The sequence below is a fragment of the Chryseobacterium bernardetii genome, from assembly GCF_003815975.1.
GTDB classification, from domain to species: Bacteria; Bacteroidota; Bacteroidia; order Flavobacteriales; family Weeksellaceae; genus Chryseobacterium; species Chryseobacterium bernardetii.
Genome location: NZ_CP033932.1, coordinates 1,547,732 through 1,560,963, shown reverse-complemented (window position 1 = coordinate 1,560,963; position 13,232 = coordinate 1,547,732). Strand labels below are relative to the sequence as shown.

The following is a 13,232-nucleotide window of genomic DNA, read 5'->3' as shown; positions in this document are numbered from 1 at the left end:
AATGTTACAGGATATTCAACATAAACTTGCAATAATAATCCCCTACTATAAAATAGATTTTTTTGAGGAAACTATAAAATCTGTTGCAAAACAGAGCAACAAGAACTTTACTTTATATATAGGTAATGATGCAAGCCCAAATGATCCTCTGCCAATCATTCAAAAATATTTTAAATCAAATGATTATCACTATTTTGATTATAAAAAAAATATTGGTGGGCAAAATCTAGCTCTTCAATGGGAGCGGATATTAGAAAATGTTCAGGAAGAATGGTTCCAGATATTAGGTGATGATGATATGATTTCTGAAAATTTCACAGAAGAATTTTATAAAAATTTACCTTTGGTTGAGGACAAAGAAATCTCTGTCATTAAGTTCTCACATCAGTGGATTGATGAAAAAAATCAAGTAATAGAAAATTTTGATTATAATTTCTCAGAGCTAAAACCTTCAGAATTTTTCATCAAAAAATACACTCATGAAATACGGAGCAGTCTCTCTGAAAATATCTTTAAGCTTGATAGCTATCAAAGAATTAAATTTCAAAAAATAACGTTAGCTTGGGGAAGTGATGATTTGGCTATCTTGTTATTTTCTCAAGGAAATAACATTCTTTACATCAAGAACAGCAAAGTAAAGGTAAGAATTTCGGAGTCCAGCATTTCAGGATCAGATCACTTGGACGATCAAAAGCAGAAGGCTTATTTTGAATTAAGAGAAATTCTGGTCACCAAATATGCATCAATATTTGATTACCAATTTATATCCAAAGTGGTAGAAGAATATTTAACTTCCAGTTATTATAAAACATATAATGCTCATTATTCAGTAATATTATTTTATCTTAAACATTTCAAAATTAAAGCTTTTTTAAAAGCTCTTAAAAAAATTTATTATATCAAAAGAAAATGGCGCCTACAATCTCCATCATAGTCCCATGCTATAATCAAGAAAATTATCTTGATGAATGTCTGCAATCTGTCTTAGATCAAACTTATTTGGATTGGGAGTGCATTATAATTGATGACGGTTCTACAGATAATACAGAGAAAGTCGTTAGAAAATGGTTAAATAAGGACTCAAGATTCAAATATTTTAAAAAGATAAACGGAGGAGTATCTTCAGCTAGAAATTTTGGAATAGAAAAAGCTAATGCAGAATGGATATTACCATTAGATGGTGATGATAAAATTGCATCTCAATACTTAGAATTTGCCACTAATGAATTCTACAAAAATCCTGATATTATTTATTGTAAGGCATCCTTCTTTGGAAAAACTAATGAGGAATTTATTTTAGATAATTTTTCCTATGATCTTATACTTTTGAATAATCTTATTTTTTGTTCCGGATTTTTTAAGAAAGCTGCTTGGGAAAAAACAAGGGGATATGATACCAATCTTATTCACGGATTTGAAGACTGGGATTTTTGGATTGAACTCTTGAAAAATTCTAGTAAGAAAGTTATACGTATGAATTATTTAGGATTCTATTATAGAAGAAAAGATGTATCAAGGGATGTAAACATAAACAAAAATTTATCTCAAAAAGAAGAGGCTTTTAGGTATATATTCAACAAACACCAAGATGAATACTTTAAAATATACGGAACATATTTTGATATCGTACGTCAAAACAAAAAGTTATTATCCGACAATAAAAAATTAACTGAAGTTGTTAATGAACCTATTTTAAAAAAAATAGCAAGAAAATTTATTAAATAATGCTCTCCATCATAGTTTCATCATATCAGCAAAAATATTATGACCAACTTGTTAAAAATATTAACGAGACTATCGGCGATAATTTTCTCTATGAAATTATTCAAATATGGAATCCTGATTTAATGAGTATTACAAAAGCATACAATTTAGGAGCTGAAAAAGCTCAGTACGAAAACCTTTTGTTCCTTCATGAAGATGTTATTTTTCATACCAGGAATTGGGGCGGCAAACTCATAAATTACCTCAACCAAAAGAAAACAGGGATTGTTGGCATTGCAGGTTCCTCATACGTTCCTTCCGCTCCTTCAAGCTGGACTGTGGCAAAAAAATATAATTATATAAATATTTTACAAGGAAACAAAAAAGACACAAACTATGTGCACCTTCACACTATAACTGAAAATACAATGAAGGTACTGGCAGTAGATGGTGTTTTTTTAGCGATAAAAAAAGAGAAATATATTCAGATTAAATTTGATGAAAACCTAAAAGGATTTCACGGCTATGATTTAGATTTTAGCCTGAGGATTTCGCAAAAATTTCAAAATTATGTGATTGATGACATTCTTATTCAGCACTTTTCCGGAGGAAATCTGAGCAAAACATGGTTTGATACAAACGTTGCTATTAAATTAAAACTAGGATCAAATTTCAACACGCATACAGATTCTGAAGTTGAAAAAAACGTGTTTAATGACTTTCTTTATCGGTATTTTACATATTACTTGATTAACCGAAAAAACATTCTGTTTACCCTGAAATTTTATCCTAGAAAACTTAAATTTAAACATCATTTGGAAATAATGAAAAAATATTTTAGCTATATAAGACATTCCAAAAATATCAATAAAAAAATAAGTTTAACAAAAGTGAATAATTAAATAAATTTATACAATTAACATCTGAATTTAATAAGAATAACAATCAGGTATCTGAATCTAAAGAATACAATATAAGCTTTTTCAAAAAAAGTTATTTATATATCCGATAAATTCTAAACTACACTAAGCTGTATGCAAATTACTTTTTTGAACAGATAACAGCTAGGCTCAAAATGAAATACTATTTTCATATATTTGATTACCTGAAATAAATAACTCACATTTTTCAAAATGAAACAATGTTCCCTCTATAACACAATTAATGAAACAAGTAACATATGATTATTGGCAACGGTATTATAGCAAACGCTGTAAGATCTTATGACAGAGAAGACATCATTTTTTTTGCTTCAGGAGTCTCGAACTCTCTGGAAACAAGGGTATCGGAGTTTGAAAGAGAATTTTCTCTTTTAAAAACAGTCTACGAAAATAACAGAGAAAAGAAACTGATCTATTTTTCTACCCTAAGCATTCACGATCAATCCAAACAAAACAGCCCCTATGTCATTCATAAAAAACAAATTGAACATTATATAGAAAATAATATTGGTAATTATCTCATCCTGAGAATTGGGAATATTGTAGGAAAAGGCGGAAATCCCAATACTCTGTTCAATTTTCTTAAAACACAGATTACCAGCAATAATGAATTCACACTGCACCTTAAAGCCAGAAGACTTCTTTTAGACATTGATGATATCTGCAAATTTATAGAATCTCAGGGTTTGCAGGCTCATAATAAGGCAGTCAATTTTTCCTTTCCCTATTATTATGATTTAAAGGAGATCATTAATGCTATTGAAAAAGAAACCGATAAAAAGGGGCTTTATCATGAAACCCATGAAGGTGATTTTTACAAAGTAGATTTTGATGAAAATATCATGACTTTCTTTTCAGGAACAAGCCCTGAAGAATATTTAGAAACCTTAACCCGAAAGTATATTTAAGATGGCTAGTATTTATGTTATTATTGTTACGTACAATGCCATGAAATGGGCAGAAAGGTGTTTTACAAGCTTAAGGCACTCTTCTGTCCCCGTGAAATGCATAACGATAGATAATGGCTCTACAGATGGAACACAGGAATATATAAGCACCAATTTTCCTGAAGTGGATTTTATACAGTCTTCCGAGAACCTTGGATTCGGAAGAGCCAACAATTTAGGAATTGAGAAAGCCCATAAACAAGGTGCTGATTTCTTTTATCTGATGAATCAGGATGCCTGGATCTATCCGGAAAGTTTTCAACAGATTTTAGATGTTTATCAGCAATACCCGGATAAGAAACAGATTGGGATATTAAGCCCGATGCATCTGGATGGAAGCGGAAAAAAACTTGATCTCCATTTTGAAAACTACCTGGCCAAAGATCTGAGAAATAACAGAATGCTTTCAGATATCTATTTTGATGGAATGAAAGCATACTACGAAATTGGTTTTGTAAATGCTGCGCACTGGTGTATTCCCAGAAGTATTATTGAAAAAGTAGGGGGGTTTAATCCTTATTTCTTTCATGGTGCTGAAGATTATGAATATGTAAACCGGATAACTTATTTCGGACTTAAAATAGTGGTATGTTCCAAAAGTAAAGTGGTGCATGACACCGTTCAGTCATTTTATAAACAAGAACCTAAAGATAAAGAGGAGCTGCTAAAAAATAAAAGACTCTCTATGATTATGCAGCGGGAAACAAAATATCTTGATCCCAATTACCATTATGACAGCAGAAGAGAGAAAAAAGCACTCTTTTCTTTCGCTCTGAAAATGGCAGCTAAGAGAAATATCAGTGAGTATAAATTTTATATGGAACAGTATAAATATTTCTCCGGAAAGTTCAATGAAATTGAAATCGCCAGAAAAACGGCCATAACAGCCCAACATCCGTTCCTGAATATTTAAATAAGAATGAATATGGAGAAACTACCCATAAGCATCTGCATTCTTTCCTGGAAAACAGGAAAAACATTGAGAAACACATTGAAATCCTATCAGAAGTATGGTCTTCTGAACATGATTGATGATATTGTAATTCTTTTTCAGGAAGTAAGTGAATCTGACAAAAAACTGGCAGATCAGTACAACATCAGGTACATAGGGCTAAAGGACAATATCGGTATCGGAAAAGGGATGAAAACACTGGCAGAAAATGCAGTTTGTGAAAACATTCTTTTTCTGGAACATGACTTTGAACTTGTTGAAGATCAGAAAACCGTATTCTCCCGCCTCAAAAGCGGATTGAAAATGCTTGACAATGGTTTCGATGTAGTTCGCTACCGAAGCAGGAACACCCCCGGCTATCCTCTTATTTCCATCAGGCATAAAGGAAATGAACTGGATTATTATGATGACTGGCACGAGTGCACCTCTCCCCATCTTCTGGAATCTTTACATTGGCTGGATCCTGCAGTAGAGTTTCCTGATAAAATTCAAAAGCAAGGTGAGTATTTCATTACCACCTCACGTTGGGCCAACTGGACTAATAATCCGTATCTTGTGAGAAAAAGTTTCTTGCTTGAGACCATTATTCCTTTTTCCGGAGAAACAGCTTCTCTGGAAAGAAATATTGCAGCTTGGTGGGTAAAACAGAATTTCAGGATTGCGCAGGGAGAAGGACTTTTTAAACATAACGACCTTACCAAATATCCGAAGAAAACCATTGTTCAGAAAATAGTGGGAAGACTGAAAAAAATATTTAAATAGCACACTAGATGAAAATTCTTTTCCATGAGGATGAACTCAATTACAGAGGAACTTCCATAGCAGTATACGATTATGCAGATTTCAATGAGAAATATCTGGGTAATGAATCTATAATTGTATATAATAAAAATTCAAAGACCAATCATCCGCTAGGTATTGAAAAATTTGAAAAAAGATTCCGTGTACATGGTTATTCAGACTTCAGTGAGGTAGATCAGCTTATCCGTAAAGATAATATAGACCTTTTTTATGCGATTAAAAACGGTAATATTGATGGGATAGATACTAAGGAGTGTAAATCTGTAATACACAGTGTTTTTAAACATTTTGAACCCCATGGGGACGTATATGCCTATGTTTCTGAATGGCTGAGCCAGGAAATGACAGGTTCAAAATATCCTTATGTTCCCCACATGGTTAATTTTGATTCTCAAACCAATGAAGATTTGAGAACAGAGCTTAATATTCCCAAAAATGCCAAGGTTTTTGGTTATTATGGTGGCCATATCAGCTTTAATATTCTTTTTGCCCAAAAAACCATTGAAAAAATTGCATCAAAATATAAAGATATCTATTTCATTTTTATGGGAGTAAATCCTTTTATCAAAAAGAAATGGTGGAAGTCTGTTCCTTCTAATATTATCTTTCTACCGCCAAGCTCGGATATTATGATGAAACAAAAGTTCATCAATACCTGTAATGCTTTGCTTCATGCACGGGAAAGAGGAGAAACATTCGGAATTACCGTGGCTGAATTTGCTATTATGGGAAAACCGGTAATTGCTTTTGCCAACCCTCCGGAAAAGGCACACATTACCCATCTACAGAACCAGGCTTATTATTATAATGACAGTAAAGACCTGCAGAACATTATTCTGGATGCAGACCTCACTTTATCAGCCAAAGAACTTTATGAAAAATTTCTCCCTCATCCTGTGATGGATACTTTTAAGAAAGTTTTTATTGATTGAAACTGCAACAACAGAAAACATATCCTTTCTTTAAAATCTGATAATAACTACTAATGAAAACGAAAATAGCCAATTATATAATAGGTTTGATATTTCTCATTTACTATTGTATCTGTATTTACAATAGCTATCTTCAGCTTGTATTTTATAAAAACGGATGGTATCTTGGCGAGTGGCTGATTAATTATCAGGATGGAGGATTCAAACGCAGAGGCCTTTTCGGAAGTCTTTTTATTTTTCTCAACGAGCTCACCCATATCAAGCTGGAATTTATTGTATTTGCATTTGTATCTATATTGTATGCAATCTTTTTTACAATGCTCATCCAACTCTTTATGCAGAAGAAAAATACCCTGCTCACTATTAGTATTATATTACTTCCGGCAGGCATGGGAATGCTATTGAAAGATCCAACCATTATTGCAAAAAAAGAAATCATGATTTTTCTGCCCTATCTGGTTTATTTCGTAAGACTTGAGGCCCGGAAGTCTATAAAAAGCATTGCTGTAAGTTTATTCATTATTATCGCAATTCTGAATCATGAAGCCGCATTTTTTTACATCCCATTTATAAGTTTTACCTACTTTATCAAAAGTAGTGAACCATCTTTCAGCAAATTTAAAAATATAATACTCTATCACTTAGCACCTGCCAGTGTTGTTATGGTATTACTTTATCAGTTCGGATACAGTATTAGTACCCCCAACTCTATTCAGTTCCTGCAGAAACATGGACTTATGCTCATCCTTAAAGGCATTTACGGGTATGATCCAAACTATAATGTTCTGAACTTTTACACAGCTCATTCATATGGCTATCTTACTTACCTCATCAGCTTATTGTTTGCATCAGTTACCTTTTACATCTATTGTACATTAAACAAAATCAGCATCAATAAAAAATTTATTGCTGTACAGATAATTTTCTTAATTCCCTTATTTTATATTGCCTATGATTGGGGAAGATGGATCAATATTTTCTTCACGTTGTTAACAATCTTTATTATCGGTGAACAACAATTGGTCAGTACCCTGAAAAAAGATATTACAGCTGTTATAGTAATTGCGGTCAATTCGTTATGGAAAATGCTGCTTTTCACAGCAGGCTTCCTTACTTTTCCAGCGCTTGATTCTATTATAAAAAAAGTATATTACTTTATCTACTTTAAATTTTTTTAAAGTAAAACACATCCCTATTGAGAAAATAAATATGAAAACAAAAATAATTAATTACCTCATTGGTTTACTATTTATCATATACTACTACGTCAGTATTACAACCTCTTATACGCTTATCATAGTAGAAAAAGGGGGGTGGTGTTTTGGTGACTGGATTATCAATTATCAGGATGGAGGATTCAAACGAAGAGGGCTTTTTGGAACTTTATTTATAGCTATCAATGAACTTACTCATATTAAGCTTGAATATATTGCATTTGCATTTGTATCTTTACTGTACACCGCCATTTTCTACCTTTTAATTAAACTCTTTTGGAATGAAAAGAATAACCTTCTTGTCATAGCCTTACTTTTGCTTCCGGTAGGCTTCGGGATGATGATAAAAGATCCTAATATTGCTACAAGAAAAGAAATGCTGTTCTTTTTCCTGTATCTTGTATACATCTTATGCCTGCGCTCAAAGGTTGTTATCAAAGATATTACCATTACTTCCTTTATCAGTATTGCTATTCTGACACATGAAGCTGCATTCTTTTATTTGCCGTTTGTTGGATTAGCCTATTTCAAGAAAAATGGAGGTTCATCATTTGATAAGCTGAAAAAAATAACATTCTATCAGCTTTTACCCGCAACGATTATAATGGTACTTCTCTATAAGTTTGGGATCAGCTTAAGGACAGAAAATACCGTGGAATTTTTTAAAGCTCATGGCTTGATACTTAAAGAAATGGGAATTTTTGATTATGATCCTAGCTATGATGTCATTGGCTTTTATAAATCTCATTTTTATGATTATCAAACTTATGGAATAAGTATATTGCTGGGTGCATTAACGGTTTATACTTATTGTAAATTCAATAAAGTCAAAATAAATGGTTTATTCCTGATAATACAGCTCCTATTTTTAATTCCATTGTTCTATCTGGCAGTGGACTGGGGAAGATGGATCAATATTTTCTTCTCCCTTTTAACAATTTTCATTGCTACAGAACCCAGAGCTGTTCTCAGCAGAAAACAGGAAATTATTGCTGTTGCATTAATTTTGTTTAATCTTTCATGGAGAATGATGCTGATTACACAGGGATTCTTAACTTTCCCCCAGTTTGACAAGTTGCTTAAACAGATCTACTATTTTTTGTATTTTAGAATCACTAATTTGTAATAATATCATAGGTTGCCCATTCAGAACCCCAAAACATTAAATAAAAAATGTCTCAAATCCATATTATTATTGTTACCTACAATGCCATGAAATGGGCAGAACGCTGCTTTACCAGTTTAAGGAAATCATCTGTTCCTGTAAAATGCTTTGTAATTGACAACGGATCTACAGATGGAACCCAGGAATACATAAAAACACATTTTCCGGAAGTAAACTTTACCCAGTCTGAATCTAATCTCGGATTTGGAAAGGCCAATAATATAGGTATTGAAAAAGCTTATAAAAATGGTGCTGATTTCTTCTATCTTATGAATCAGGATGCCTGGCTCTATGAAAACAGCATGGAAAGGATGCTTGAAGTATATAACAGTCACCCCAATAAGGATGAAATTGGTATTATAAGCCCTATTCATATTGATGGTTCTGAAAAGTATCTTGATATCTTTCTGGATCAGTATATTGCCAAGAATTATGAAAAAACCAGAATGATCTCTGATCTGTATTTTCAGACTTTAAAACCTTATTACGAAATTCACTTTGTAAATGCTGCGCATTGGCTGTTACCCAAAAAAACAATAGAGACCATAGGAGGATTTAATCCTTATTTTTTCCATTATGGAGAAGATGACGAATACGTTAACCGGGTTCATTTCCATCAGAAAAAAGTTCTGCTGGTTCCGGGCAGTAAGGTAGTTCATGACGGGGTACAGCTTCTCCATAAAATAGATTTCACCAAATATGAAGATCTCCGTATAGAAATCAATATACTGAATCCAAGTCTTCCGGATGCTTTAAGACAGGAAAAAAAAGCATTAAAGCAAAGTATGCTGAAGAATCTAATAACAGGAAATTTCACCCGGTATAAGGAGCTTTCTCTGAAATATAAAAAAATTGCCGGAGACAGCGAAAAATTAAGCAGTTTACGAAATCAATTGATTCAATCAGGCCCTAGTTTTCTGAATCTGTCGTAAATTAGCTATACAAAATTTTTAAAATTAATGATGAAAAATAATATATTATGTGCGGAATAGCGGGGATTATAGGCAGTAATGCAAGGAATTACCAGGAAGAAATCCAAAAGATGACAGATGCATTGGTTCATCGTGGTCCGGATTCTTCTCATTATGAATTTTATGAAAATGCCGCGCTGGGCCACCGCCGCCTTTCCATTATAGACTTATCTGATAATGGGAAACAGCCAATGTTCTCCAATACTAAGAATGAATGTATTGTACTCAACGGAGAGATCTACGGTTATCTGGAGATCAAAAGACAATACGCAGAATATCCTTATCACGGAGGTTCTGATACGGAGGTTATTCTTGCCATGTATCAGAGAAAACAGGAAAATCTCATCCATGATCTTCCGGGAATGTTTGCATTTGCCATTTGGGATGAGCATAAGCAACAGTTATTCTGTGCAAGAGACCGTTTTGGGGAAAAACCTTTTTATTATGCCATAGGAAAAAACAATGAGTTCATTTTTGCATCAGAAATCAAAGCTATTCTGGCTTCCGGGCTTATCCAGCCTCAAGTAAGTTCCCAGGCACTCTCCCACTATCTTCAATATGGATATGTAAGTTCTCATCAGAGTATTTACAGCAATATTCATACACTTCCTCCCGCACACCAGCTGATCTGGAAAGACGGAAAATTTACAGTTTCCCGTTATTATAGCTTACCTGCGAAAGACAGAGTTATAAGCATTTCCGACGCCAGGGAAGAGTTTCTATATCTGTTGAAAAATGCAATAAAGAAACAGCTTATTGCGGATGTAGAAGTAGGAAGTTTCCTGAGCGGAGGGCTGGATTCCTCATCAGTAGTAGCTTTAGTAGATGAATTTTTACCTCATCAGACTACCATCAGCTTCGGATACGATCACAAAGACAATGAACTTAAATATGCAAAGGAAATTGCAGATAAATACAAAACCAATCACATTGAAGTTCATGAAAAGAAATCTGACCTTGTCAGTTCTTTACTAAAAATATCGCCCTTTTTTGATGAACCTTTTGCAGATGCGTCATTTATCCCTCATTATGAGATCTGCAGAGCAGCCAGAAAAAATCTTACGGTAGTATTATCCGGGGATGTAGGAGATGAACTGTTTGGCGGCTATCATTTCTATACTGTTGAAAATAAATTAAAGAAACATTTCAGCTATAAAAATATCATTGCACAGTTCGGTTTAAAGCTATATCAGCAAATAAAGCCAACGTCATTCCTCAGCCGCAAAAACGTAGAATTCTCATCCATTATGGATTTCCATCTGAATGATGTACGGAATGCTTTTAATAAGAAAGAACGGGATCTCCTCGGAGTTTCTTCAGATTATCTGCAAACTTATAGTTTTACCCCAAATCTGGATTCCCTTAACGATATTATGAGGATAGATCTGGAAAACTATGTTCCAGCAAATATGATGGTAAAATCAGACAGAATGGCAATGGCCAATTCCCTGGAAGTGAGAACTCCATTCCTTGATCTGGATTTTGCAGAATTTTGTATCCAATTACCGGATCAGCTTAAACTGAATGACAGTAATGATAAAATCATTCTTCGCGAAGCTATGGGTTCCTATTGGACTGAAACCATCAGAAACCGCCATAAACAGGGCTTTGGACTCGGAGTAAAAAGCTGGTTTGCAGAAGAGAACCTGATGAATCTCTCAAATGACCTGCTAAAGAATCCCAATCATAAAGTATTCAATTTTATTGATTTTAAAGCTGCCCAGAACTTCCTTGATAAGGATGAAAGACATTGGAATCTTTTACAGCTTGCATTATGGGCGGATAATAATCAATCTTATTTATAAAGCAATAATTATTTTAAACACAAAACCTAAAAAAAATTCATATGTCCAATTACTTAAAATCCCTTCAAAGCATATTATTTAAAGAAACTCCTATCAGATTCGTAAAAAGAAAGCTGAATATTTCTTATCTTGATAACCGTAAGCTCTTTACCATTCATTATAATAACAGAAAAACCAGAATTTATCTTAATAAAAAGTTTGGCTATGTTGATCTTTATATTTTTGAGAATGGTATTTATGAAAAACATATCATTGATGATATAAGATCTGTTCTTACTAAAGACAAAGTATTATTGGATATAGGTGCTAATATCGGGCAGCATAGTTTGCTTTTAGCACCTTACTGCAAGCAGGTCTATGCATTTGAACCTATTCCCGATGTATATCATGAGTTCAATGAGAGTATTAAAAAAAACAATTATCAGAATATCAAACTTTTCAATACCGCCATTGGAGGTTCCTCAGCTGTAAAATCATTTAATTATGTTGCAGGACATGCAGGAATGAGTTCGTTTATTGAAACAAAAAATCCAGGTAAAAGATTGATCAATGTACAGATAGAACCACTACAAAATTTGATATCCGATACAAAATTTGATGTTGTGAAAATGGATGTTGAAGGATATGAAGCTGTTGTTATTCTGGAAAACAAAGATGTATTTTTAAAAAACAGGCCTGTATTCTTTATGGAATTTTGTCCGGCTGCAATTGATGAACAGGGAGATTACACCTCTCAGGACCTACTTCAGTTCTTTTTTGATAATAATTTTAAAGTATACAGCAGAGTACATAAAAAAGACTTCTTTACAACAAGCCCAGAATTACTTGTTAATGATAACCTAATTATTACACCCCTTTAGGCTCATGAAGATATCAGTAGTCATTCCCGTGTACAACGCAGAAAAATATCTTATAAAAGCTGTAGAATCTGCTCTACAGCTTGATGAAGTTTATGAGGTAATTCTAATAGAAGACCAATCACCGGATAATGCCCTTCAGATATGCTTTGAACTGGCTCAAAAATATGATAGGGTAAAACTTTTCCAACATCCTGACCGGGGAAATCATGGTGCCGGGGCAAGCAGGAATCTTGGAATTGAAAAAGCCACCGGCGACTTCATTGCTTTTCTGGATGCCGATGATTATTATCTGCCTAACCGTTTTGATGTTGAAAAAGAACTTTTCAAAGATGCGAAGATAGACGGGGTTTTCAATGCTATTGGTACGGAATATTTAACAGAAAAAGGAAAAGAGGAATTTCAATCCAAATTCAAAGAAATAACCCTCAGCACAGTCAATTACCCAGCAGAGGGAGAAGAAGTATTTAAAGGGCTGTTAAGTTTAACAGCTAAAACTTTTGGTACTTCTTTTCACCTTAATTCACTCACAGTAAGAAGAGCCTCTCTGGAGCTACAGCATCTTCTATTCAATCAGGAACTCAAAGTGCATCAGGATTCGGATTTCATCATCAAACTGGCCTATCACTGCCATTTAAAAACGGGAAATATAACAGAAGCAGTTGCCATGAGAGGAATTCATGATGATAACAGGATCACTAAAATTGTAAAGTACTCTCCGCAATATAACCAAAGGCAGTTTCTTTTATGGAAATCCCTGAATGAATGGGCTATTTCCAACCAGATCCCACCAGAATTCAGAAATAGAATTTACCTGCTTTATAAATCATTTGATCTTTCTTTACAGAAAGGCCTTACCAAATACTGTAATATTTTAGGAGAAGCTCTTAAAAACCCAGCAATATTAAAGACCCAATACCGTTTTACTTACTACAATAGATAA

General features: G+C 33.5%; 13 protein-coding genes. All 13 read left to right on the top strand.

Annotation, left to right across the window (positions count from 1 at the left end; all coding sequences use genetic code 11):
- The first annotated feature begins 1 nt into the window (after position 1).
- The 13 genes from EG339_RS07215 (at position 2) to EG339_RS07155 (ending at position 13,232) form a co-directional block, all read left to right on the top strand.
- Positions 2–934, top strand: a complete 933-nt coding sequence (locus EG339_RS07215; RefSeq protein WP_123869621.1) for a glycosyltransferase family 2 protein — start codon at positions 2–4, stop codon at positions 932–934.
- Positions 910–1,725 (top strand): glycosyltransferase family 2 protein, encoded by an 816-nt coding sequence (locus tag EG339_RS07210; protein ID WP_123869620.1) that lies wholly within the window; start codon positions 910–912, stop codon positions 1,723–1,725. Before EG339_RS07215 ends, EG339_RS07210 begins: the two co-directional genes overlap by 25 nt.
- Positions 1,725–2,606: a glycosyltransferase gene (locus EG339_RS07205; protein WP_123869619.1), complete on the top strand. Its 882-nt coding sequence runs from the start codon at positions 1,725–1,727 to the stop codon at positions 2,604–2,606. Before EG339_RS07210 ends, EG339_RS07205 begins: the two co-directional genes overlap by 1 nt.
- A gap of 278 nt (positions 2,607–2,884) precedes the next feature.
- Positions 2,885–3,553, top strand: coding sequence for a Rossmann-fold NAD(P)-binding domain-containing protein (locus EG339_RS07200; protein ID WP_123869618.1), 669 nt, complete (start codon positions 2,885–2,887; stop codon positions 3,551–3,553).
- A 1-nt stretch (position 3,554) separates the two neighbouring features.
- The gene (locus EG339_RS07195; RefSeq protein WP_123869617.1) at positions 3,555–4,505 is read left to right on the top strand and encodes a glycosyltransferase family 2 protein; all 951 of its coding nucleotides are present in this window, start codon (positions 3,555–3,557) and stop codon (positions 4,503–4,505) included.
- 12 nt (positions 4,506–4,517) lie between these two features.
- Positions 4,518–5,306: a glycosyltransferase family 2 protein gene (locus EG339_RS07190; protein ID WP_123869616.1), complete on the top strand. Its 789-nt coding sequence runs from the start codon at positions 4,518–4,520 to the stop codon at positions 5,304–5,306.
- A gap of 8 nt (positions 5,307–5,314) precedes the next feature.
- Positions 5,315–6,277, top strand: coding sequence for a glycosyltransferase family protein (locus EG339_RS07185; RefSeq protein WP_123869615.1), 963 nt, complete (start codon positions 5,315–5,317; stop codon positions 6,275–6,277).
- A gap of 53 nt (positions 6,278–6,330) precedes the next feature.
- Positions 6,331–7,455 carry a hypothetical protein gene (locus EG339_RS07180; protein WP_123869614.1) on the top strand — a complete coding sequence of 375 codons (1,125 nt, stop codon included), beginning with the start codon at positions 6,331–6,333 and terminating at the stop codon, positions 7,453–7,455.
- A 31-nt stretch (positions 7,456–7,486) separates the two neighbouring features.
- Positions 7,487–8,617 (top strand): hypothetical protein, encoded by a 1,131-nt coding sequence (locus tag EG339_RS07175; RefSeq protein WP_123869613.1) that lies wholly within the window; start codon positions 7,487–7,489, stop codon positions 8,615–8,617.
- Positions 8,618–8,664: 47 nt separating this feature from the next.
- The gene (locus EG339_RS07170; RefSeq protein ID WP_123869612.1) at positions 8,665–9,588 is read left to right on the top strand and encodes a glycosyltransferase family 2 protein; all 924 of its coding nucleotides are present in this window, start codon (positions 8,665–8,667) and stop codon (positions 9,586–9,588) included.
- A 47-nt stretch (positions 9,589–9,635) separates the two neighbouring features.
- Positions 9,636–11,432: an asparagine synthase (glutamine-hydrolyzing) gene (asnB, locus tag EG339_RS07165; protein ID WP_123869611.1), complete on the top strand. Its 1,797-nt coding sequence runs from the start codon at positions 9,636–9,638 to the stop codon at positions 11,430–11,432.
- A 41-nt stretch (positions 11,433–11,473) separates the two neighbouring features.
- Positions 11,474–12,292 (top strand): FkbM family methyltransferase, encoded by an 819-nt coding sequence (locus tag EG339_RS07160; RefSeq protein ID WP_123869610.1) that lies wholly within the window; start codon positions 11,474–11,476, stop codon positions 12,290–12,292.
- A 4-nt stretch (positions 12,293–12,296) separates the two neighbouring features.
- Positions 12,297–13,232 carry a glycosyltransferase family 2 protein gene (locus tag EG339_RS07155; RefSeq protein WP_123869609.1) on the top strand — a complete coding sequence of 312 codons (936 nt, stop codon included), beginning with the start codon at positions 12,297–12,299 and terminating at the stop codon, positions 13,230–13,232.

Coding starts and splice junctions, on each gene's coding strand:
- EG339_RS07205 (WP_123869619.1), top strand. CDS start 1,725: ATGCTCTCCATCATAGTTTCATCATATCAGCAAAAATATTATGACCAA.
- EG339_RS07215 (WP_123869621.1), top strand. CDS start 2: ATGTTACAGGATATTCAACATAAACTTGCAATAATAATCCCCTACTAT.
- EG339_RS07190 (WP_123869616.1), top strand. CDS start 4,518: ATGGAGAAACTACCCATAAGCATCTGCATTCTTTCCTGGAAAACAGGA.
- EG339_RS07160 (WP_123869610.1), top strand. CDS start 11,474: ATGTCCAATTACTTAAAATCCCTTCAAAGCATATTATTTAAAGAAACT.
- EG339_RS07195 (WP_123869617.1), top strand. CDS start 3,555: ATGGCTAGTATTTATGTTATTATTGTTACGTACAATGCCATGAAATGG.
- EG339_RS07155 (WP_123869609.1), top strand. CDS start 12,297: ATGAAGATATCAGTAGTCATTCCCGTGTACAACGCAGAAAAATATCTT.
- EG339_RS07170 (WP_123869612.1), top strand. CDS start 8,665: ATGTCTCAAATCCATATTATTATTGTTACCTACAATGCCATGAAATGG.
- asnB (WP_123869611.1), top strand. CDS start 9,636: ATGTGCGGAATAGCGGGGATTATAGGCAGTAATGCAAGGAATTACCAG.
- EG339_RS07210 (WP_123869620.1), top strand. CDS start 910: ATGGCGCCTACAATCTCCATCATAGTCCCATGCTATAATCAAGAAAAT.
- EG339_RS07175 (WP_123869613.1), top strand. CDS start 7,487: ATGAAAACAAAAATAATTAATTACCTCATTGGTTTACTATTTATCATA.
- EG339_RS07180 (WP_123869614.1), top strand. CDS start 6,331: ATGAAAACGAAAATAGCCAATTATATAATAGGTTTGATATTTCTCATT.
- EG339_RS07185 (WP_123869615.1), top strand. CDS start 5,315: ATGAAAATTCTTTTCCATGAGGATGAACTCAATTACAGAGGAACTTCC.
- EG339_RS07200 (WP_123869618.1), top strand. CDS start 2,885: ATGATTATTGGCAACGGTATTATAGCAAACGCTGTAAGATCTTATGAC.